General features: G+C 48.7%; 22 protein-coding genes. 9 read left to right on the forward strand and 13 right to left on the reverse strand.

Going from position 1 to position 20994, the window contains the following annotated elements; all coding sequences use genetic code 11:
- Positions 1–1524, reverse strand: a complete 1524-nt coding sequence (locus LG288_RS07625) for a fumarate hydratase (protein WP_404399595.1) — start codon at positions 1522–1524, stop codon at positions 1–3.
- Between the two features lie 125 nt (positions 1525–1649).
- Between LG288_RS07625 and pabB the strand changes: the two genes are divergently transcribed.
- From pabB to LG288_RS07640, 3 genes are all read left to right on the forward strand, one after another.
- Positions 1650–3092 carry an aminodeoxychorismate synthase component I gene (pabB, locus tag LG288_RS07630; RefSeq protein ID WP_404399596.1) on the forward strand — a complete coding sequence of 481 codons (1443 nt, stop codon included), beginning with the start codon at positions 1650–1652 and terminating at the stop codon, positions 3090–3092.
- Positions 3089–3703 carry a CoA pyrophosphatase gene (locus LG288_RS07635; RefSeq protein ID WP_404399597.1) on the forward strand — a complete coding sequence of 205 codons (615 nt, stop codon included), beginning with the start codon at positions 3089–3091 and terminating at the stop codon, positions 3701–3703. The genes pabB and LG288_RS07635 overlap by 4 nt, the downstream gene beginning before the upstream one ends.
- An 87-nt stretch (positions 3704–3790) precedes the next feature.
- Entirely contained in the window at positions 3791–5164 is a 1374-nt protein-coding gene (locus tag LG288_RS07640; RefSeq protein ID WP_404399598.1) for an L-serine ammonia-lyase, read from the forward strand.
- A 22-nt stretch (positions 5165–5186) separates the two neighbouring features.
- Here LG288_RS07640 and cysB read toward each other — a convergent pair whose 3' ends face one another.
- The gene (cysB, locus tag LG288_RS07645; RefSeq protein WP_404399599.1) at positions 5187–6161 is read right to left on the reverse strand and encodes an HTH-type transcriptional regulator CysB; all 975 of its coding nucleotides are present in this window, start codon (positions 6159–6161) and stop codon (positions 5187–5189) included.
- A 102-nt stretch (positions 6162–6263) separates the two neighbouring features.
- Between cysB and LG288_RS07650 the strand changes: the two genes are divergently transcribed.
- From LG288_RS07650 to yciH, 3 genes are read left to right on the forward strand one after another with little or no spacing between them, the layout of a single operon-like run.
- On the forward strand, positions 6264–6944 hold the full coding sequence (locus LG288_RS07650; RefSeq protein WP_404399600.1) for a sensor histidine kinase: 681 nt from the start codon (positions 6264–6266) through the stop codon (positions 6942–6944).
- Positions 6945–6987: 43 nt separating this feature from the next.
- Entirely contained in the window at positions 6988–7743 is a 756-nt protein-coding gene (locus LG288_RS07655; protein WP_404399601.1) for a hypothetical protein, read from the forward strand.
- Positions 7744–7746: 3 nt separating this feature from the next.
- Positions 7747–8082, forward strand: coding sequence for a stress response translation initiation inhibitor YciH (yciH, locus tag LG288_RS07660; RefSeq protein WP_404399602.1), 336 nt, complete (start codon positions 7747–7749; stop codon positions 8080–8082).
- Here the strand turns inward: yciH and LG288_RS07665 are convergent.
- Entirely contained in the window at positions 8063–9742 is a 1680-nt protein-coding gene (locus tag LG288_RS07665) for a SpoIIE family protein phosphatase (RefSeq protein ID WP_404399603.1), read from the reverse strand. The genes yciH and LG288_RS07665 overlap by 20 nt on opposite strands.
- On the reverse strand, positions 9742–10047 hold the full coding sequence (locus LG288_RS07670) for an STAS domain-containing protein (RefSeq protein ID WP_404399604.1): 306 nt from the start codon (positions 10045–10047) through the stop codon (positions 9742–9744). The genes LG288_RS07665 and LG288_RS07670 overlap by 1 nt, the downstream gene beginning before the upstream one ends.
- A 108-nt stretch (positions 10048–10155) precedes the next feature.
- Here LG288_RS07670 and LG288_RS07675 point away from each other — a divergent pair, with 108 nt between their 5' ends.
- Positions 10156–10953: a response regulator gene (locus LG288_RS07675; RefSeq protein WP_404399605.1), complete on the forward strand. Its 798-nt coding sequence runs from the start codon at positions 10156–10158 to the stop codon at positions 10951–10953.
- Between the two features lie 77 nt (positions 10954–11030).
- On the opposite strand, the gene LG288_RS07680 is transcribed toward LG288_RS07675, so the two are convergent.
- Together LG288_RS07680 and LG288_RS07685 are read right to left on the reverse strand one after the other, a co-directional pair.
- On the reverse strand, positions 11031–12335 hold the full coding sequence (locus LG288_RS07680; RefSeq protein WP_404399606.1) for an amidohydrolase family protein: 1305 nt from the start codon (positions 12333–12335) through the stop codon (positions 11031–11033).
- Entirely contained in the window at positions 12335–15415 is a 3081-nt protein-coding gene (locus LG288_RS07685; RefSeq protein WP_404399607.1) for an amidohydrolase family protein, read from the reverse strand. Before LG288_RS07685 ends, LG288_RS07680 begins: the two co-directional genes overlap by 1 nt.
- Before the next feature lie 149 nt (positions 15416–15564).
- Here LG288_RS07685 and LG288_RS07690 point away from each other — a divergent pair, with 149 nt between their 5' ends.
- A complete protein-coding gene (locus LG288_RS07690; RefSeq protein ID WP_404399608.1) occupies positions 15565–16035 on the forward strand; it encodes a c-type cytochrome in 471 nt (156 codons plus the stop codon).
- A gap of 4 nt (positions 16036–16039) precedes the next feature.
- Here the strand turns inward: LG288_RS07690 and LG288_RS07695 are convergent, their stop codons facing one another.
- Positions 16040–16687: a cytochrome b/b6 domain-containing protein gene (locus LG288_RS07695; RefSeq protein ID WP_404399609.1), complete on the reverse strand. Its 648-nt coding sequence runs from the start codon at positions 16685–16687 to the stop codon at positions 16040–16042.
- 76 nt (positions 16688–16763) lie between these two features.
- Here LG288_RS07695 and LG288_RS07700 point away from each other — a divergent pair, with 76 nt between their 5' ends.
- A complete protein-coding gene (locus LG288_RS07700) occupies positions 16764–17138 on the forward strand; it encodes a response regulator (RefSeq protein WP_404399611.1) in 375 nt (124 codons plus the stop codon).
- 19 nt (positions 17139–17157) lie between these two features.
- Here the strand turns inward: LG288_RS07700 and tyrA are convergent, their stop codons facing one another.
- From tyrA to rpsP, 6 genes are read right to left on the reverse strand one after another with little or no spacing between them, the layout of a single operon-like run.
- On the reverse strand, positions 17158–18309 hold the full coding sequence (gene tyrA / locus LG288_RS07705) for a bifunctional chorismate mutase/prephenate dehydrogenase (RefSeq protein ID WP_404399612.1): 1152 nt from the start codon (positions 18307–18309) through the stop codon (positions 17158–17160).
- 29 nt (positions 18310–18338) lie between these two features.
- A complete protein-coding gene (locus LG288_RS07710) occupies positions 18339–18932 on the reverse strand; it encodes a DNA-J related domain-containing protein (RefSeq protein WP_404399613.1) in 594 nt (197 codons plus the stop codon).
- A 56-nt stretch (positions 18933–18988) separates the two neighbouring features.
- On the reverse strand, positions 18989–19354 hold the full coding sequence (gene rplS / locus LG288_RS07715) for a 50S ribosomal protein L19 (protein ID WP_404399614.1): 366 nt from the start codon (positions 19352–19354) through the stop codon (positions 18989–18991).
- Positions 19355–19385: 31 nt separating this feature from the next.
- Positions 19386–20132 carry a tRNA (guanosine(37)-N1)-methyltransferase TrmD gene (gene trmD / locus LG288_RS07720; protein WP_404399615.1) on the reverse strand — a complete coding sequence of 249 codons (747 nt, stop codon included), beginning with the start codon at positions 20130–20132 and terminating at the stop codon, positions 19386–19388.
- Between the two features lie 11 nt (positions 20133–20143).
- Positions 20144–20683, reverse strand: a complete 540-nt coding sequence (gene rimM, locus LG288_RS07725; protein ID WP_404399616.1) for a ribosome maturation factor RimM — start codon at positions 20681–20683, stop codon at positions 20144–20146.
- 32 nt (positions 20684–20715) lie between these two features.
- A complete protein-coding gene (rpsP, locus tag LG288_RS07730; RefSeq protein WP_404399618.1) occupies positions 20716–20970 on the reverse strand; it encodes a 30S ribosomal protein S16 in 255 nt (84 codons plus the stop codon).
- Positions 20971–20994 lie beyond the last annotated feature (24 nt).

Below are 20994 nucleotides of genomic sequence, written 5' to 3' on the forward strand. Positions count from 1 at the left end.
CTAAGCTCCCGCTTTATCGCGCATATCTGCAATTTTCACTTTCCAGATAGCCGGACCTTCGGTATGTGCATTTTGCCCGCTACTGTCAACGGCAACCGTTACCGGCATATCCTCTACCTCAAATTCGTAAATCGCTTCCATACCCAGGTCATCGAACGCTACCACCTTAGCCTGTTTAATTGCTTTAGCAACCAGGTACGCAGCGCCGCCAACCGCCATTAAATACACAGCCTGATGCCGGCGGATACTGTCAACTGCCTGAGGACCCCGTTCAGCTTTACCAATCATACCGATAATACCGGCCTGCTCTAACATCATGTCGGTAAACTTGTCCATACGGGTGGACGTCGTCGGCCCGGCCGGACCAACAACTTCATCGCCCACCGGGTCAACCGGTCCAACGTAGTAAATAAAGCGGTTAGTAAAGTCAACCGGCAGCGGTTCGCCTTTATCCAACATATCTTTAATGCGCTTGTGGGCAGCATCGCGGCCAGTCAGTAACTTACCGGATAACAGAACAGTTTCGCCCATTTTCCAGTTTTGGATATCCTCTTTACTGACTTCATCCAGGTTTACCCGGCGCACATCATCGCCAACCTCAAAGGTTACATCGGGCCAGTCTTCCAGTTTAGGTGGGGTCAGATCCGCCACCCCCGACCCGTCAAGAGTAAAGTGTACGTGGCGGGTTGCTGCGCAATTAGGGATTAAGGTTACCGGCTTTGACGCGGCGTGCGTAGGCAGCGATTTTATTTTTACATCCAAAACCGTCGTCAAACCGCCGAGGCCCTGGGCTCCTATTCCTAAGTCGTTAACCCGGTTAAATATTTCTAACCGTAATGCTTCTTCAGCATTTTGCGGTCCACGCTCAATCAGCTCATGAATATCAACCGACTCCATTAATGACTCTTTCGCCAGTACCGCTGATTTTTCCGCCGTACCGCCAACGCCAATACCCAACATTCCCGGTGGACACCAGCCTGCGCCCATTTTTGGCAGGGTTTCAACCACCCAGTCGGCAATCGAGTCACTGGGGTTCAGCATCGCCATTTTTGATTTGTTTTCTGAGCCGCCCCCTTTTGCTGCAATCATCACCTCGACTTTGCCACCCGCAACTAAATCAAGGTGAACAACCGCCGGCGTATTATCGCCGGTATTTTTACGCGCGCCGGCCGGATCAGCGACAATAGAAGCGCGCAGAGGGTTATCAGGGTTGTTGTAGGCTCGGCGGGTACCTTCATCAACCATCTGTTGTACCGTTAAGTCTGTTTTATCCCATTTTACGTCCATTCCCACTTTCACAAAGCAGGTCACGATACCCGTATCCTGGCAGATAGGCCGATGACCCTGAGCTGACATTCTGGAGTTGGTTAACACCTGGGCAATAGCATTTTTTGCCGCTTCGCTTTGTTCACGCTGGTAGGCCTGGTCCAGTGCCTGGATGAAGTCCAGTGGATGGTAATAAGAGATGTATTGCAACGCATCAGCGATGCTCTCAATAAAGTCGCTCTGACGAATGCTGGCCATTCGGTAACCCCTTGTAAAGTTGGCATACTATCGGCGCTATAATAGCGTTTTACTGGCCGGCTGACCAGTCGGCTAAAGCTTGTGATAGAATGTTCGACAAGCATTTAACAGGGGAAGCATAACCAGTGTCCGATGGCTTAACATTAACGTGGCAAAATCTGACCTCAGAGGTACCGCCAGCAGCACTGCAGCATTCGCAGCAGCTTGATAACTGGGTTGAACAATGCTTCGCCGGGCGCCGCTACGAGCCTTTTGCCCTGTGGCTTGACTCGGCGGCAAATGAACACAGTGACAGCCGCTATCACGTGTTACTGAGACGGCCACAGTTTGTGCTTAGCGCTGATGATTATACTACCCGCATTGAGGTAATGCGCCGGCAACTGGCAATGCCCGGGGCACTTGACGCTGAAGATGAGCGACCGCTGCTTAAGCTGGCTGCGGATTTATTGCAACACCTTCAACAGCAAATCGTCACACCACCGCAGTCTGAACTACCCTTTTGTGGCGGTTTTGCTGGCATACTCGGATATGATCTCGGCCGTCAGACCGAAGCACTGCCCTGTGAAAACGATCCCGACGAATATCAAACAGCAACTGCATGCCTTGGTTTTTATACTGAGGCTATCGTTGTTGATAAACAAACCAGAACGCTATGGGTTCTTGCCCCCGGCCGCCAGCATCAGCAATGGTTGCACAGTTGGTTAGAATCGGCACCTCCGGGGGACGATAAGTTTGAGCTGACCAGTCGCTGGCAAAGCAATATGACGGAGTCGCAGTATCAGCAAAAGTTTAATCAGGTAAAAGCGTATTTGCGCGCCGGCGACACCTACCAAATTAATTTAGCGCAACGCTTTAGTGCTAATTATAAAGGCGATGAGTGGCAGGCTTATCAGAAACTAAGACGTCTTAATCAAGCCCCGTTTTCAGCCTTCATGCGATTGCCCGACAGCTGCCTGCTGAGCGTTTCTCCGGAGCGTTTTTTAGCGGTTGATAAAACGGGTAAGGTCCAGACCAAGCCCATTAAAGGGACCCGGCCGCGCAGTGCAAACCCTGAACAGGATCAGTATCAACGCCAACGTTTACTGGAATCAGAAAAAGACCATGCAGAAAACCTGATGATTGTTGATTTGCTGCGCAACGATCTATCGCGCAGTTGCCGGCCCGGAACTATTGATGTTCCCAAGTTATTTGCAATTGAGAGCTTTCCGGCGGTACACCATTTAGTATCAACGGTAACCGGCCAGTTACAGTCAGCGGCCGGAGCACTGGACCTGATGAGACGAGCTTTTCCCGGCGGCTCAATCACCGGCGCCCCGAAAATACGGGCGATGGAAATTATTGAAGAGCTTGAACCTCATCGCCGATCCGTTTATTGCGGTTCGATCGCCTATTTTTCTCTCGACGGCAGTAGTGACAGTAGTATCACCATTCGCACCTTACTCGCAGAGCAAGGGCGTTTGTTCTGCTGGGCAGGCGGTGGCCTGGTTATTGATTCCGAATGCGCTGCCGAATATCAGGAAACACTGGATAAAGTTGCCCACATTCTGCCTTTACTGGAGTCTTTGTGAGTATTAAGAGCCGGGCTGACTTTATCCGTCGTTTTAATCTTCACCCCCATGCCCGAATAGATCGGCCAATGGATGACAGGTTACGAAAACGTTTGCGTCCGGCTGCTGTGCTCATTCCTATTATCGAGCGCCAGCACGGCCTGTCTCTTATTTTGACCCAACGCTCAGCAAAGCTGCGCCAACACGCAGGACAAATCAGCTTTCCCGGCGGGCGCTATGACCCTCATGACCAACATTTGCTGACTACCGCCTTACGTGAAACCGAGGAAGAAATTGGCCTGCCTCGGGAGCAGGTTGAAGTCATTGGCCGGTTACAGGATTACCCGGTACTGAGCAATTACATGATCCGCCCCTTTGTTGGCTTTGTCAGCCCCCAACAGCCGCTGATGGCTGAGGCAGGCGAAGTGGCCGAAATCTTTGAAGTGCCGCTGGCTGACATCCTTAACATGAATAATCATTATGCTTATCGGATTCGCAAATTCATCTACGACCGGGTCTATTTTATCCCCTGGCAACACCGAAACATCTGGGGTGCTACCGCCGGTATTTTAAGAGAACTGGCAGAGCAACTGCAGCCAGAACATCGTCAACAAGTTCGCCCTCTTAATTAATTCGGCATATAATGTTGCCAAACCCCACCAGCAACGTGCGACAATGGCGCGGTAAATGCATCTCATTCAGAACAATAGGTTCCGACAATGATCAGTGTTTTTGATATTTATAAAATTGGTATTGGTCCTTCCAGCTCACACACGGTTGGACCGATGCGCGCAGCTTATGAGTTTTTGCATGCCGCAAAAGAAGCCGGCCACTTAACAGCAGCTGATGCCGTCGAAGTCGAATTATTTGGCTCTCTTGGGCAGACCGGTAAAGGCCATGGCACGGGCAAGGCTGTCATATTAGGTCTGGCCGGAGATTTACCGGAAACTGTCGACACAGACACGATTGATGATTTTTTAAAACAGACCGAAACGACGGAAAAGCTGGCTTTACTGGGTGAGCAGGAAGTTAACTTCCCACGCAGCGGAGCTATCGTTTTTCACCGGCGCAAGACCATGCCCAAACACGCAAATGCGATGGAGCTTCGGCTATTAGCAAAAGGCGAGGTGGTTTATAAAGACCTTTACTATTCCATTGGTGGCGGTTTTATTGTTCGCGATGCCGACTTTAATGAAACTCTTGAAGAAGCGATAGAGCAGTCCAGTAAGCCAATCCCATATCCTTTCGACAACGCTGTACAACTGCTTGAACATTGCGATGAACACGGCTTACGTATCAGCTCGCTAATGATGGAAAATGAAAAAGTTTTCCGCAGTGAAAACGAAATTCGAGAAGGGTTGCTGAAGATTTGGCAGACCATGCAGCAAAGTATTCAAAATGGCATAACCACTGAAGGCATTTTACCGGGCGGCCTGAAAGTACGGCGGCGGGCTTCAGCGCTGTATCAGCGTCTGAAAAAAGAGAAAAGCTCGGAGCCGATGCAGTTTATGGACTGGGTTGATTTATTTGCCTTAGCAGTCAATGAGGAGAACGCTGCCGGAGGGCGCATCGTAACGGCGCCTACTAACGGCGCCGCGGGCATTATGCCTGCTGTAATGAGTTATGCCGACAAGTTTATCGAGCCTTTAGAAGAGGATGCCGTCATCCGCTTTTTATTAACTTCTGCGGCCATCGGTATTCTGTATAAAAAAAATGCCTCTATCTCAGGTGCCGAAGTCGGCTGCCAGGGCGAAGTAGGTGTTGCCTGTTCAATGGCAGCAGCAGCGCTGGCCGAGTTTACGGGCGGATCGCCGGCAACGGTAGAAAACGCAGCGGAAATTGGTATGGAGCACAACCTGGGACTGACATGTGATCCGGTTGGTGGACTGGTTCAGGTTCCCTGCATTGAGCGCAATGCTATGGGCGCAATTAAGGCGATTAATGCCGCACGCCTGGCGATGCGCGGTGACGGTAACCACAAAGTGTCACTGGACAAAGTAATTAAAACTATGTGGGATACCGGTAACGATATGAAAACCAAATACAAAGAGACCGCTCGTGGCGGTCTGGCTGTTAATATAATCGAGTGCTAACCGACGGCCGTTACCGGCGCTGTTAAAGCGTCGGTAACTCCTGTTCAGCAAACAGCCGCTCGATCTCTTCGTGGGTTTTCAGACGCATTGCCGCTTCGACTTTCTCTTTAGTCAGATGCGGCGCAAAATTTTCGATAAAATCGTACATGTAGTTACGCAAAAAAGTACCACGCCGAAAGCCAATTTTGGTTGTACTGGGCTCAAACAAGTGATGAGCCGGGATAGCCACTAAGTCAGGGTCTTCTTCAGCGTTGTAAGCCATGCTGGCAACAACACCGATTCCGATCCCCATCCGTACATAGGTTTTTATTACATCCGCATCGGTTGCAGTAAAGACGATTTGCGGCTCTTTGCCGGCCTCCGCGAATGCCCGATCCAATTCTGAGCGCCCGGTAAAACCATGTACATAAGTAACCAGGGGATAATCAGCAATCTCCGCAATGTTGAGCTTGCTGACCTGAGCCAACGGGTGATCGGCGGGGACAATGATTGACCGATTCCAGTGATAGCAAGGTAGCATAATCAGATCCTGATACAGGTGCAGAGCCTCTGTTGCTATGGCAAAGTCTGCTCGCCCTTTAGCCGCCGCTTCACTGATTTGTTGTGGCGATCCCTGGTGCATGTGCAAAGATACTTTCGGGTATTGTTTGATAAAACGGCTGATAATCGGGGGTAAAGCATAACGGGCCTGAGTATGGGTAGTGGCGATATTGAGTTTGCCACTGTCAGGCTGAGTATGTTCCGAAGCAACCGCTTTTATTGCATTAACCTGCTCAAGTACTTGCTCAGCAATATCAATGACTTCTCGGCCCGCTGCCGTAACATGAGTTAGGTGTTTACCGGTACGGCCAAAAATTTGAATGCCCAGCTCATCTTCCAGCATCCGCACTTGTTTACTAATACCCGGTTGCGACGTGAACAGACTTTCAGCCGTCGAAGAGACGTTTAAGTTGTGATTTACCACTTCGACAATGTATCTTAGTTGTTGTAGCTTCATTGAATAGTTGACCTGATTATGAGCCGCTCAGTTTATGCAAAAATAGTATATTAGTTTGCTTATCTATGCCAACTTCAAATTTAAACAGGGAATTCAGTCGTTATGAACCCCGACATTAATTTTTCTACCGTCCTCGCCAGTAGCGTACATGATATGAAAAACTCACTGGCGTTGGTACTTCAACAACTGGAAGAAGTCAGTGCACAAACCCAGGGTTCTGCGGTGGGCTCAAAAGTCGCGCAACTGCATTATGAAGCGCAGCGGATAAATGCCAACTTAGTTCAGCTGCTGCATTTGTACCGCCATCAACAGCAACAAACTGTGGTTAATATCGAGTTGCATTTTATTGACGAAATCATTGAAGAGCTGGTACTGAATAATGAGTTTTATCTGCAACAAAAAGGAATCGAGCTGAGTTTACAAGTTGAGCAACCCTGCATGGCCTACTGTGACCGCGATCTGATTAGCAACTTACTTAATGACATCATCGTTAATGCTATGCGCTATACCGCCGATAAATTAGAGATAGTTGCCAGCCAGCAGGCAGATCAGCAGGTCCTCATTGAGGTTTCCGATAATGGTCCTGGCTATCCGGCCGCGATGTTAGCAGCCGCCAGCAACAAAGCTTCTCCTTTGTGCGCTGATTATTCACGTACCGGGCTGGGGCTGTACTTTGCCCGGCAAATTGCCGCAAGCCATCAACGGTCTGGTAAAAAGGGACAGATTACCCTTAAAAATGGCGGCAACTTAGGTGGCAGTGTGTTTAAATTAGTATTGCCCTAAACAGATAGCAAACAACGATAACAATAAATTAACCGGAACCGGCATGATATACACCATCATTATTTCGCTCATCATATTACTGGTGATACTGGCGGTAGCGATTGGCGCAGTGCAACAACATAAGCAGCGCCAGGATCTCGCCCGACGCCAGAAGCTTGCTAAATACCGGGCGGCGCTTGAGCAGGTCGAGGATTTGCTGAACATGGTTGGCTATTTTCCAATCGGTAGGTCACTGGTCGCCATCCTCAATGCCAGAGCGAAAGAGTTATTGCAGGGTATGTACGACGTCAGCCCCACAGATGATTTCAAAGCCCGGGTTAATGATTATGAAGAGCGTCTGAAGAATTTAGACGTTAATGATACCTCGTTACTTAACGAAGAATTTGAGCTGCCACGAAACGATAAACAAATAATTGCCATGATCAATGCGCTAAAACGCATGCGCAGTGTGCTGCGTTCAGAGCATGCCCGCGGCAAAGTGGACAGCCGGGTGTATACAACCGAAGATGCGCGGCTACAACAGTTACAGTTAAAAATAAGCGTCGAGACATTGATTCGCCGGGGCGAAAACGCTTATCAGGGGCACATGCTCGGCTCAGCGCGTCAATATTACGAAAAGGCAAAGCGTTCGCTGGACGATCAGAGTTACACCGATGACTACATTGAGCATAGAAAAAAACAAGTTGAACAGGCTCTGGAACAAATTACCGATGAGTTAAAAGACGTTAACAACAGGGACGTCGATGACCGTAAACATGATGAAATTGAAGAGCTATTCCAACCGAAGAAAAAGTGGTAAATCATGAGTGACTGGAAAGACCAACTAGGTCAGTTAGTTTATTCAACCGATGCCGGAAAAATTGACCCTGAGCCCGAACCGGAAGTCATACCCCAGGGCGATGGTATTGTCCGCTTGCAGCGCCAGACAAAAGGTCGCAAGGGCAAAGGGGTAACCCTGGTAACGGGCTTAGAAAAACCGGAAAAAGAGTTAAAAGCTGTCGCTAAACAGTTAAAGCAGTACTGTGGCGTCGGTGGTGCCGTTAAAGAGCACACGATCGAAATTCAGGGCGACCAGCGTGACGCAGCCGAGCGCTGGTTAAAGCAACAAGGTTATACTGTTAAGAGGGCGGGCGGCTAAGGTCATAAATGACCAGCAGCGACTGACCCTGCGCCTGCCACTCGACCGTATCAGCGAAATGCTCCAGTAACTGCAGGCCACGACCAAAGGGTTTTTGTTGGTCACTGTTAGCCGGCCCGCTTTGTTCAGTCACTGGAAAAGGCTTGGTGCCATTGGAGCTAACCTCAAACGATAAACGTTTACTATGGGGATCGTAAGAAATTTCGAAATCAATGCGCATGTCAGCCTGATGCAGCAGACGTTGTTGACGGATCTCATAATAGTGTTCAAAACCTTTTTCTTCTTTCAGCTCAGAATCGAGTTGCAGAACATTATGGTCAAGAATATTGTTAAAACATTCGGCGAATAAGAGATATAAAGTAGTTTTGTGTGGCTTCAGCGCTTCCAGCTTACCCAACGAATCAACCAACTGCTGAATTGGGTCCAGCCGCTGCATTTCCCTCTGACTGATGCTAATTTTTAATGTGAAGGGCAAATGGTCATGTGTCACATCGACCCTTTGCTTAGGGCTTTGCACCTTACTGCACTGAACAGCTACTAACGAGAGATCATCCTGGTCATCAGCCACAGTAAACTGCTGCAATTGTTGCTTAACTTGCTGAAAGCCCCGCTCCCCCTCGGTCCGCCATGCGTATTGAAGCATACTGACGAAACGCTCTTCTCCCAGCATACCGCCTTCCGGGACTTGTATTTCCACCACCCCATCGGTAAAAGCTACTAAATAATCGTTCGGGTCAACAACCAAATGCTCAACCTGCTGATCAAACTGGTCTGGCGGTAAAATGCCCAGTGCCATATGCCGCGATTTAAGCAGTCGCACAAGTTCTCCGCTTTGCGATAAAATAACAGCATCAGGAATACCACCATTCCAGACCGTCAACCGCTCGCCCCCGGCCGAAAATTCAACAATTATCGCCGCACAGAACATGTCATCCGGTAACAGGTTAAGTAAGCGTAAGTTAAGCTCGTAAGCCATATCGTTAACTGACAGCCCGCGCGCAGCCATGCCGAAAAAAGTTTGCGCTACCGGCAGTGTACCCGTAGCCGGTGCCAGACCATGGCCGGTGAAGTCTCCTAAAAATAAGTAATAACTGCCAAAGGGGCCTGCTTTACCAAGACATAAATCGCCATTAAAAATCGATACAGAGCGCATGAATGTCTGCACAAATGGCTGGGTCAATTCATTATCGTGCAGTGCATTTTGCAGCATGTGCTGAACCACAGCCTGCTCTCGTTCCATTCGGTTTGAATGCCACTTTAAGGTTTCATTCGTCACCGCCAGTGAGTAACTTAGCTCGCGAACCCGCGCATGCGCATTAATCTTTGCTTTTAATACTACCGGTTCAAAGGGTATCGTTAAAAAGTCATCACCGCCGACCTCCAGGCATTTCAGCAAAGTATCCTTAGCCTCAAGCGCAGTTATAAAAATAATAGGAAGATGAACACTACCGCTGAGTTCTTTAAGCTTTGGCGCAGTTTCAAAACCATTCATCACCGGCATCATAATGTCCAACAGGACAATTTGCGGTTCAAATTCGGTAAATACTGCGAGAGCTTCTGCACCATTACTGACAGAGGAGACTTCGTGACCAATCTGCGTCAAAAGACCTTCGAGCATGATTTGATTGGCTTTTTGATCATCGACGACGAGTATTTTCATCAGCTGATAACAAACATTTTATCAAACCTCGAGATGTCGAGAATACGCCTCACTTCGGGTCTGGCGTTAACCAGTTGGACACCTTTCACACTACTGCCCAGCGCCTTACGCATATTCAGCAACATGCCTAAAGCCGAGCTATCGAGATATTCGGTTTCGCGTAAATCAATAATCACGGTCGGTTGCGAGTCTCCGATATGACTGTACGCCTGACGAAACTCCTGCACTAAACTAAAATCGAATTTGCCTTTGATAGAGATAATCAACTGCTTGTTATCGGCTGAAAATTCACGCGCTACTGTCATAGAAACCCCTGTTATTTGATTCTTATCGGTTAAGCATACTTTTTTTATTGAGTTTGTCTGCTAAATCCCATAATCTTTTTCCATCATTTCCCAACCGCTGACCAAACCATGTCCGTAGCGCTTAGCGAATTACGAATTTTGTTGGTAGAGCCTTCAGATGTTCAACGTAAGGTGATTACCCAGCATCTCAACCAGTCAGGCATCGAGCAAACCCGCGGCGCCTCAACAATTACCGAAGCAAAAGCGCTTATTCAAAGCTGGCAGCCCGATATAATCACCAGTGCTATGTACTTCGAGGATGGTACGGCGGATCAGTTACTGGATCACCTGGAAGCAAACCAACTGGAAGATACCGTTCATTTTATGCTGGTTTCCAGTGAACACAGGGCCGACCAGCTGGAGCAATTCAAGCAAGCTGGTATTGTCGCTATCTTACCAAAACCTTTTACCTCTGAGCAGCTCCATCGGGCAATTAAAGCCACGGTTGACTTACTCGAACCGGACCATCTGCATCTTGATCTTTACGATATTGAAGATCTTCGAGTTTTGATTGTCGATGACAGCAATACATCACGCCATGTTTTACGGCGGGTGCTGGAAAATATGGGTGTGGAAAGTTGTGTTGAAGCAGAAGACGGTCAACAGGCTATCGATATTTTAGTCGACCAGAACTTTGATTTAATTGTCACTGACTTTCATATGCCAGAGGTCAACGGTAGCGAACTTGCGCAGTATGTGCGTAACAACAGTCGTCATGCGCATACGCCAATCCTGATGGTCACTGCCCGGGCCAATGAACTACAGCTGGCAAACGTCAAACAAAGTGGTGTTGATGCATTAACTGATAAACCCTTTGAACCTGAAACGCTGAAAGCTTTAATCAGTAAATTACTGTCACAACAGTAGCCTGCTACCGACATCCCTTTTTTTTGCAAAAAAAAGCCGCCCCCCTGCCGGGAGCGGCTTTTTATCGTACGGCTTGCTTAATTAGCCGGTTTTTGTTGGTACTTGTCGTACAGCTGAGTGTGCCGGCTTTCCAGCTGAACTGCTCTGCCGTCAATGAACAAATGAGTCAGATCCTGGCCTATCGTATCCAGTAAATCGCCCTTTGAAACACTAAACGAAGCACTTTTACCCACTTCAAGGGACCCTAACTGATCGGCCACACCAAGAAACTCGGCTGGCTTAAGTGTAATAGCTTTTAAAGCCTCATCAGCTGATAAGCCATAGGCAACTGCGTTACCCGCAGCGAACGGTAAGTTACGCACATCCCAGTAGCCCGGGTAAGCAATAGCAAAGTCAACGCCCGCCTCAGCCAGCTTGGCCGGAGTTGAGAACGCCTGATCATAACCTTCGTCATCACGCGTCGGTAAACCAAAAGGTGAACCAAAAACAACAGGTGTATTGGTCGCTGCAAGACGGTCAGTGATACGCCACGCATCAGCGGCCCCTACCAGCACTAGATCAAAACCATGCTCCTGCGCAAGATCCAGCGCTTGTTCCAGTTGCCGCTTGTCTTCGCCGTGCACAAAAAGTTTTTTACTGCCGTCAAATAAGCCCAGCATGGCCTCCCAACGCTGATCCACTTCAATGTTCAGATCTGCTTGTTTGGCATCATAATAAGCTTTCGCATCAGTAAATACCTGCTTTAGACGCTTAAGGGATTTTTGGTTTGCTTCCCGTTGCTCTGCTGCCGAGCGGCTTTCCCACCAGCTGTTAATAATGTAAGTCCGTGGCCAGCTTACGTGGACACCTATTTCGGCAGCTACCAGACCATGTTGGTAGTTCCAGGCATCCAGCTGCATTAATGAAGACTGACCGTTAACCAGCGAACCCTCCGGCACAACCTGAGTGTGAGTAATACCATGATAACGCACGGTAGGAATGATTTCTGAATCCGCGTTGTAAGCAATATGCCCGGCAACTTCAGGTGTCACTCCCCCCACTTCGCGAGAATCACGAGTAGCGCGCACTGCACCAATTTCGTTCAGACCAATGGTGGTGTTCATGGCGATCACGCCAGGGTATACGTGCTGACCGGAAATATCGACCACCTTGGCGCCATCGGGTACGCTGACGTTGGCTCCTATCGCGGTAATTTTACCATCGCTAAAAACCAAGTCCGTATCCGCCAGGATCCCCTGAGTTACTGTATGCAGTGTTCCCCCCTGCAGGACAATTGGCTGTTGCTGTTTGTCACCGGGTACCTGGTCATTGGCATGGGCCGTTGTTGTCGCTGCCAGGGTACCCAGCACGGCTGCGGCTAATGTTTTCTTTAAGTGTTTCATTAGTGTTTTCCTCCGTGGCTATGCGCACCTGCAGTGAAGTGATCTAGCCAGACATCATGGTCGGTATCGCAGTGCCAGGTAGGCTGATCGGCTTTATACACATTTTCAGCTCCAATGTAGGCACTGTCCCCAGCTGCCAGAACTTTCTGAATCAACGCATTCTTTTCGGCTTTAACCTGCTGCTGTCGCTGCTTATCCTGTTGCCGGTCAAAATACTTGCGTCCGTTAATCCAGGTTTGCTGTGCCTGCGCGTAGGCGCTTAGCGGATAGTTATTCCATAATACGAAATCCGCGTGCTTACCTTCTTCGATGGAGCCAACCAGCTGGTCAACTTTTAACTGTTTGGCCGGGTTGATGGTTACCATCTTCAGAGCTTCATGGGGATCCATACCACAGTAGCGGACCGACTTGGCCGCCTCAGTATTCAGGCGCCGTTGTAAATCGTTACTGTCAGAGTTAACGCTGGTTAACACACCGCGATCATGCATCAGACAGGCGTTATGTGGAATCGCATCATACACTTCGAACTTGTACGCCCACCAGTCAGCGAACGTTGAGCCGCTGGCTCCATGCGCTGCCATTTCGTCGGCTACTTTGTAACCTTCCAGAATGTGGGTAAAGGTATCCAGAGTAAAGCCAAAGTCTTCTGCTACTTCCATTAACATCAGAATTTCTGAGGCAACATAAGAATGTGCGTGAACAAACCGCTCGCTGTTCAAGATTTGAATCAGCGTATCCAGACGCGAGTCAGGCCGTGGTGGCGCTGTTTTGGCCTTTTCTGACCGACTCAGACGCTGATAAGCCTGCTGTTGTTGCTGATACTCCAGAGCTGCCTGGAAACCGTCGCGCATAATGGTTTCAACACCCATCCGAGTCTGCGGATAACGAATCGTCATGTCGTCACCCCAGTTACTCTGTTTGACGTTTTCGCCCAGCGCAAATTTAATGCTGGCCGGGGCGGCATCAAATTTCATCAGGTTTGCATTGGCACCCCAGCGTAATTTGATCACCTGAGCCTGACCACCAATCGGGTTAGCAGATCCGTGCAGCAGTTGGGCCATGGTGGTACCACCGGCCAATGAACGATAAATATGAATATCATCAGAGTTAACCACATCGCCAATACGAACTTCGGCTGTTATCGCTTCTGAACCTTCATTCACTCCGCGATCGATAGCAATGTGGGAGTGTTCATCAATGATGCCCGGAGTTAAGTGCATGCCCGAACCATCGATAACGCTAGCGCCCCGCGGGGCCGATAGGTTTTCGCCGACTTCAGCAAATTCACCGTTACGAACCAGTACATCCGTATTTTCAAGGACGCCCTTATCACCGGCAGTCCAGACAGTGACGTTACGGATAAGTACATCCTGACGCTCCGGCAAACCGTTAACACCAAAGGCAACATTCGGGAAGGTCAGTTCGCCGACATACTCAACGGCGGCATCATTTTGTTGTTCAGAATCTGTCGTTTGCTCGGAGAAATTTGCACGTAAAGTCTGCTCACTTCCGTCCGGAGCTTTACCGGTCAATTTAAATTCGCCTTTAGCATTAGGCTCTAGCTTAAAACGCCAGGTTCCGGCCGGCGTAGCTTGTGGTAAATCGGCAACAAACTCCATCAGTTCGGGTTCAGCGTTCACATGACGCAAGTTAATGTTCTGCTCGCCCCACGAAAGCTCACCGCCAGCGGTTGGCTCAGCCGTGACCGCAAGGGTCACGTCCTGTCCCTGCCAGTCAATTTCATAATTACCGGCAAAGTTGACTTCATGACGCGGCAACAACTCGGTTTCCTGGCCCTGAGTCCAGACTGACTGGATTACGCCATCGTCGAAAACATCGCCTTTCACCATTACGAAATCAGCCATATAACCGCTTGCCAGCTTACCTACTTTGTCCGAAACACCTGCAATAGAGGCCGGAATGGTTGTCAAAGCGGCTAATGCATCTTCTTTACTCAATCCGTGGCGAACCGCCTTGCGGACGTTCGGCCAGAACTGATCAGCCTGATCCAGACCATGTAGAGTTAATGCAAAATCAACGCCGGCATTAGCCAGCATACTTGGATTGGCCGGAGCCCGCTCCCAGTGACGCAATTTTGCTAAATCCACATCCAGATGTGCATCGACCCCTGCCACATCTGGTGCCGCCGGGAAGTTAACCGGCAAAATCAGTGGGCTGCCGGCATTTTTCACATCATCAAGGCGAGCGTATTCATACCCCGAGCCAACATAAACGGTGGGCACATTAAACTGATCAAAAACCGCATCGGCGCGCAGCAAGGATTTCTCGTCCTGCACCTTAAATACCATGCCGGTTGACTCGATGTCAGTCAGTGATTGCAGTGCTGCATTAAATTCAACAGGACCATTTTGTGCTTGTTTGCCATACGCATTTTCATACCAGTTGGCGTCCGATAATGTTTGCCGGACCAGAGCAATACTACCCATTAATGAGCTGGGGTACTGCTGCTGAGACGAACCTTTGTCAAAGGATCCAAAGTGATGATTTTCGGCCCGGTAAATAACATCATTCGCTATTTTATCGGCTAACGAGACCGTCACCGCCCGACCTTGAAAAATACCATCCAGGCGTGCTGACTGAACGCTGGTAAAGCCCGCATTCAAGTACGATTGGGCGGACTCTGCGTCAGTACTGAACTGGCTGTACCAGGAATCCTCGGCATGAATGGCATCGTTTGCTGCGTTACCACCTTCACGGTCATTATTGTAAATCGGCTGATCCGGCCGCGAGCTTTGCTCGGGCTTAGGCACACCGTAATTAGAATAGGCATCAACGAATCCCGGGTATAGCGTATAACCTGTTGCGTCGATGATACGAGCACCCTCCGGTGCGCGATTATTGCGTTGAACTGAAACAACTTTACCGTTTCTGATGACCAGAGTTGCGTTGGTCATCTGTTTACCGGGCTCAGTCACCACAGTGGCGTTTTGAACAGCGACCAGGCTGGGCGTGTTATCTCGCATTCCGTTAACACGCGATGTCTGATCAGCTATCGCTGAGGTTGTAAACGCTGTCGCAAGCGCCAACGCTACAGCACTAAACTGATGCTTTACTTTCATTCTTGGTTCCCCGTTGGTTATCAATTAATATTATGTTAACCCTGATGCTCAAACTATTCGCTATACTGTAAAGTAACAAGTGTTAACCGACAGAAAGTGTAAAATTATCGTTAAGCTTCAGACAAAGAAAACAACATGAGGGTAAAAAAATGAAAACATTACTTATTTCCGGCGCTGCTGCGGCACTACTCAGTTTCGGATTAATCAGTACCGCCAACGCTGATAAACACGCGTTTAATGATGCCGAATCAGCAGTCGATTACCGGCAAAAAGGATTTTCACTAATCCGCAATAATTTTGTCGCCATGGGCGAAATGGTAAAAGGCGAGGTGGACTATGACGCCGCAATTTTTGCCCAGCGCGCCAATGACCTGGCACGCCTTAGTCATATTCCCTGGCAGGGCTTTATTGTCGAGGGTGCACAACCAGGCAATGATACTGATGCATTACCTGAAATCTGGGATAACTGGGATGACTTTAAAGAGCGTGCCGAAAGCTTTATCAGCGACACGCAAAATCTGGCCGAGGCCGCCGCAGGTGGATCCATGGATGATATTAAACCAGCCTTTATGGCGGCAGCCAAAAACTGCAAAGGCTGCCACGATAACTACAAAGATTAGCAGGTCAGCTTAACAAAACGGTCAGGATAAACCATACAGCGACCACCAGCAGCACAGCATGCCAGCCTGGCTTTAAGTTAGGTTGGCTCGCTTTTGTGTCGCGATAACCACTAAACATCGCCCCTAATAACGGCACGCCTAAAACCCGGTATAACGCGATGGCAAAAACATGCAGGCCGATAAGTGCCAGCAGGTAGTTAAATTGTTCTTTATGCCAGTCTGTTAACCAGTCCGATGTGTCGGTACTGACATAGCTGGCCAACGGCCCCGAAAAAAGAATGCCGTCGCTGCTGAACAAACCGGTAATAAATTGCAGGCAAAGTAATAACAGCATGGCAGCAACCGCCCAGCCGCCTGCAGCACTGTGGGTATCGGAATTTTGATAACGACGCTTAAAAAGTGCGCGCAAATGCGTAAAAACCGCTTTAGGTGACTTTAAAAAATAATGAAAACGAATATTTTCACTACCAAACAGTCCCCAGCCAATGCGCACCAGCAACAGCGCTGCCAACATTTTGGCTAAATCAAAATGCAACGACATATCTCCGTTATCAGCGCTCCACCAAAGGCCGGCAACTAAACCCACCATAAGCCAGTGGTATAGCCGAATAAAACTGTCCCAAACTTTTATTCGGGTTACTTTACTGGTCATTCACCCTCTCCTTTCTACTAGGCAAATAATAATGACAGTGTTAGGGTAAAGCTATTAAGAGAAAAACGGTAGTGGTATGAGTAACAATAACCGATCGACGGTGCTGGTCGCTGATGATGACATGATTAGCCTGGAAGTATTTAAAATCATGTTGAAGCAATTTGATGTTGATGTGCTCACTGCAACTTCAGGGGCAGAGGCCCTTGACGCCTTGTCAGCCAACCCGGATCTAATCTTCCTGGATTACGAAATGCCTGATATGTCAGGAGCCGAAGTTTGCCGCCAGGTCAGACAGCAGCAAGCCTTTTCACAGACTCCTGTGATCGCCGTCACCAGCCATCAAAGTGCAACCGAAATGGATGACTGCCGCCGTGCCGGCATGAACGCCACCTTGCATAAGCCGGTGGCTCCCGATGCGCTGGCAGAATTACTGGCAGAGTATACGGATTAGAACATTAAGGTTCTGCTGGTTAGCGACGAAACCTTTGATCATCAGCTAACTGAACCAATGACTCACTCTCTTCCAAAAACTGCGTTGCGTAGCTGCCGAAATACGCCTTGACCTCATTAAACTGCTCGATGAAGCGCTCTTTATCTCCGTTTTCCAGAAGCTGAATAGCCGCAGAAAAGCGTTCTAAATAACGCTTAATGGTCGTAAACTGCTGCTGATTGGCACAAATAATATCTGCGTACAATTCCGCATTTTGTGCAAACAGCCGTCCTACCATCATAAGTTCCATGCGGTAAATGGGCGAGCTTAACTGCACCAGCGATTCAATATCGGCATTTTCTTCGGCCATATGCAGACCATAGGTATAAGTGCTCAGATGGCGCATTGCCTGGATCCAGCCCATCGCCGTATCGTGCTGCTCTGCACTAATGGTCTCAATGTGCGCGCCCCAGTTTACAAACTGCTCAATCACCCACTGATAATTCCGGGGATGGCGGCCATGAGTCACGACTATTAATTGTTTCGCCAAATTATGCACCGAGGGTCCGAACATAGGGTGTAAACCAACAACCGGCCCCTGATGTTTAGCCAGCATCGCCGCCAGAGGCTCTGCTTTTATACTGGTAACATCGGCCAGCACACAGTCTGCGGCTAACTCTGGCAGCTCTTCAACCGCCCGCAAAGTGACATTAACCGGCACTGCCATCAGAACCAGTTGTGCACGTTTTGCCAATGATTCAGAAAATGCGTCGTCCTTATCAATCGTCTCAACTTGATAGCCGCTGTTTACAAAAAATTTTGTTAACAGCTGGCCCAGCTGTCCCTTGCCACCGACAATAACTACTGGCCGCTGCAACTGTTGGCTGGTTGCGGTTGCCTGGGCCGACTGTGTTTTATACGATTCGCGGATAATTCTTCTTAGGACATCTTCTACAAGATCCTCTGCTACCCCCTGTTGCCGTGCGTAATCGCGACGAGCCGCGATTAACTGCTGCTCTCGCTCAGGGACGTAAAGAGGTTGCTGTAACGAACGCTTCACCCGGCCCACCTGGGCCGTTATTCTGGCACGCTCGGCAATCAGTTCGACAAGCTGGCTGTCGACCCTGTCTATTGCGTCACGCAGGTTTTTAAGCTGTTCGGCCGGGTGTTGATCTTTATCGCTGGAAGACATCGGTTACCACTCACTTAAGGAAAAAGTTACTAAGAGTTCAAAAGTACATTGTAGGCTTTTTTTAAGTCCTGCATCACTACCAGATTGCCGCCCTTATCAGGATGATGGCGATGAATCATTCGTCGATATTGATGTTTTAGTAATTGAGCGCTCGATACAGGTGGCTCAATCTCTAATAACTGACAAGCATGCTGGTACGACATTGAGGGAGAGCCTGCTGATGACGCGGTACCCATCTTTTTCCAAAAACTTTCTAACAGCTCTTCAACTGCCTCGCCTGACGTTGTTTGCAGTTGATTGAGATCTAAATAATAAGCAGCCAATGGTTCGACCGGCTCAGGCATTGCGTCAGCATTACTCCAGGGTAATCGCTTTATCGACAAAGTATGAATAGTGAGGTCGGCATATTGCTGAGTACGCCAGGCTGCACGTAATCGATATAAGCAATGAAAAACTAAAAAATGGGTTTGGAAAAGAGATAATGGTTCACGTAATGCCTGCTCATCAAAAAGCTCATAAGGCGGCTGTTTCAGCGCCTCTATCAGCTGATGCTCAGTCCATTGCGGCTCTTTTTTTAACAGCTCGGCAATAGCCGTGCACAGGATTTCAATGTCTTCTTCCATTTTTTCAGCTTAACATAAAAAAACCCGGCCGAAGCCGGGTTTTTCTGCCTACCCTATTATTTACTGGTAAGCTTCTCACGGATACGTGCAGATTTACCTGAACGCTCACGCAAGTAGTAAAGCTTGGCACGACGAACTGCACCACGACGCTTCACATTAATGCTGTCGATAAGCGGGCTGTGCGTCTGGAACGTACGTTCAACGCCTTCGCCGCTGGATACTTTACGGACCGTAAACGCAGAATGTAAACCACGATTACGAACCCGGATAACCACCCCTTCAAATGCCTGAAGGCGCTCACGGTTACCTTCTTTTACTTTTACATTTACACTTACGGTATCGCCTGGAGCGAAAGCCGGTAAATCTGTTTTCATTTGCTCTTCTTCAAGAGCTTTAATGATGTTTTGGCTAACTTTTGCCATTGTCATTCTCCTATCCTAGGTAAACTGCACGTTAATTTGAAGCCTGCTGCTGAGTCATAAATTCGTTCAGCAACTGCTCCTGCTCGTCAGTCAGAGCTAGGCGATTAATTAAATCCGGACGTTGCAGCCAGGTTTTACCCAGCGACTGCTGCAACCGCCAGCGTCGTATCTTTTCGTGGTCACCGCTGAGTAATACGGCGGGGACCCGCTGCTCGTTATAAATTTCCGGTCTTGTATAATGGGGGCAGTCCAGTAAACCATCAGCAAAAGAGTCTTCTGCTGCCGAATTCTGGTGACCCAAAACACCGGGAACTAATCTGGCGACTGCATCAACAAGCACCATTGCAGGTAGCTCTCCGCCACTCAGCACATAATCCCCTATCGACCATTCCGCATCAACGTGCTGTTGAATCACACGCTCGTCAATACCTTCATAACGTCCAGCGATTAATATCAAACGATCATGCCGGGCTAACTCAGTTACGCCCTGATGATCTAACTGTTGCCCCTGCGGCGACAGATAAATAACTTTGGTATCCTGTCCCAGTTCCGTCTTTGCTGCTTCGATGGCTTCAACCAATGGCTGCACCATCATCAGCATACCCGGACCACCACCATAAGGCCTGTCATCGACAGTACGATGTTTATCTTGGGTAAAGTCACGCGGATTCCATAACTGGATATCCAACAAACCTTCCTGTATCGCTCGCCGGGTTACACCATACTGCGTAATCGCCGCAAACATTTCAGGAAATAAACTAATAATGCCTACTCGCATGGGCAAGTTCATTAAAAGTCTGACGGCCAGTCGACCTGAATCTGCTGATTTTCTTTATCCACTTCAATAATATATTGACTCTGGATAAACGGAATCAGTCGCTCAGATTTACCAAAACCATCGTTTGTATTCGCTTTTACCACCAAAACATCATTAGCGGCTGTTGGCATCACTTGTTCAACGATACCCATGTCATAGCCTTGTTGATTTTTAACGCGTAAACCAATTAGGTCACGCCAGTAAAATTCGTTATCAGCTAATTCGGGTAAGGCATCTGCCGAAATAATAATTTCTGCTCCCGTTAACTGGCTTGCCTGTTCACGATCACTGATGCCATCCACGCGGGCAATTAGGCCTTTGTTATGACGACGCCATTCAGCGACGGTGAGCGCTTGCTCGCCTTGTTGACGGACAGTTGCCAACTGTAAATACCAGGGACTGTAGTCAAAAATATCTTCAGGATTTTCGGTATAAGACTGAACTTTTAACCAGCCTTTAACGCCATAGACTGCGCCAATACGACCAATGACAACTTTCTCAGACTGTGACATACGCCGAACATCCTATGACTTAACTCTAAGTCTTACGCTTGTGCTACAGCACGCGCGTCTTTTACTAACTTCGCAACACGGTCAGATAATGAAGCACCGTGGCCTACCCAGTGATCAACACGATCCAGGTCGATACGGATTTTTTCTTCCTGTCCACGTGCTACCGGGTTAAAGAAGCCAACATTTTCTATAAAGCGACCGTCGCGGGCATTGCGACTGTCTGCAACTACCATTTGGTAGAAGGGGCGTTTTTTAGCGCCACTGCGTTGTAAACGAATGGTTACCATTGCGTTCCTCGATTTCAATTATGT

The organism is Idiomarina seosinensis (assembly GCF_044797955.1).
GTDB lineage: Bacteria > Pseudomonadota > Gammaproteobacteria > Enterobacterales > Alteromonadaceae > Idiomarina > Idiomarina seosinensis_A.

Coding starts and splice junctions, on each gene's coding strand:
- LG288_RS07625 (WP_404399595.1), bottom strand. CDS start 1,524: ATGGCCAGCATTCGTCAGAGCGACTTTATTGAGAGCATCGCTGATGCG.
- LG288_RS07640 (WP_404399598.1), top strand. CDS start 3,791: ATGATCAGTGTTTTTGATATTTATAAAATTGGTATTGGTCCTTCCAGC.
- cysB (WP_404399599.1), bottom strand. CDS start 6,161: ATGAAGCTACAACAACTAAGATACATTGTCGAAGTGGTAAATCACAAC.
- LG288_RS07650 (WP_404399600.1), top strand. CDS start 6,264: ATGAACCCCGACATTAATTTTTCTACCGTCCTCGCCAGTAGCGTACAT.
- LG288_RS07655 (WP_404399601.1), top strand. CDS start 6,988: ATGATATACACCATCATTATTTCGCTCATCATATTACTGGTGATACTG.
- yciH (WP_404399602.1), top strand. CDS start 7,747: ATGAGTGACTGGAAAGACCAACTAGGTCAGTTAGTTTATTCAACCGAT.
- LG288_RS07665 (WP_404399603.1), bottom strand. CDS start 9,742: ATGAAAATACTCGTCGTCGATGATCAAAAAGCCAATCAAATCATGCTC.
- LG288_RS07670 (WP_404399604.1), bottom strand. CDS start 10,047: ATGACAGTAGCGCGTGAATTTTCAGCCGATAACAAGCAGTTGATTATC.
- LG288_RS07675 (WP_404399605.1), top strand. CDS start 10,156: ATGTCCGTAGCGCTTAGCGAATTACGAATTTTGTTGGTAGAGCCTTCA.
- LG288_RS07680 (WP_404399606.1), bottom strand. CDS start 12,335: ATGAAACACTTAAAGAAAACATTAGCCGCAGCCGTGCTGGGTACCCTG.
- LG288_RS07685 (WP_404399607.1), bottom strand. CDS start 15,415: ATGAAAGTAAAGCATCAGTTTAGTGCTGTAGCGTTGGCGCTTGCGACA.
- LG288_RS07690 (WP_404399608.1), top strand. CDS start 15,565: ATGAAAACATTACTTATTTCCGGCGCTGCTGCGGCACTACTCAGTTTC.
- LG288_RS07695 (WP_404399609.1), bottom strand. CDS start 16,687: ATGACCAGTAAAGTAACCCGAATAAAAGTTTGGGACAGTTTTATTCGG.
- LG288_RS07700 (WP_404399611.1), top strand. CDS start 16,764: ATGAGTAACAATAACCGATCGACGGTGCTGGTCGCTGATGATGACATG.
- tyrA (WP_404399612.1), bottom strand. CDS start 18,309: ATGTCTTCCAGCGATAAAGATCAACACCCGGCCGAACAGCTTAAAAAC.
- LG288_RS07710 (WP_404399613.1), bottom strand. CDS start 18,932: ATGGAAGAAGACATTGAAATCCTGTGCACGGCTATTGCCGAGCTGTTA.
- rplS (WP_404399614.1), bottom strand. CDS start 19,354: ATGGCAAAAGTTAGCCAAAACATCATTAAAGCTCTTGAAGAAGAGCAA.
- trmD (WP_404399615.1), bottom strand. CDS start 20,132: ATGCGAGTAGGCATTATTAGTTTATTTCCTGAAATGTTTGCGGCGATT.
- rimM (WP_404399616.1), bottom strand. CDS start 20,683: ATGTCACAGTCTGAGAAAGTTGTCATTGGTCGTATTGGCGCAGTCTAT.
- rpsP (WP_404399618.1), bottom strand. CDS start 20,970: ATGGTAACCATTCGTTTACAACGCAGTGGCGCTAAAAAACGCCCCTTC.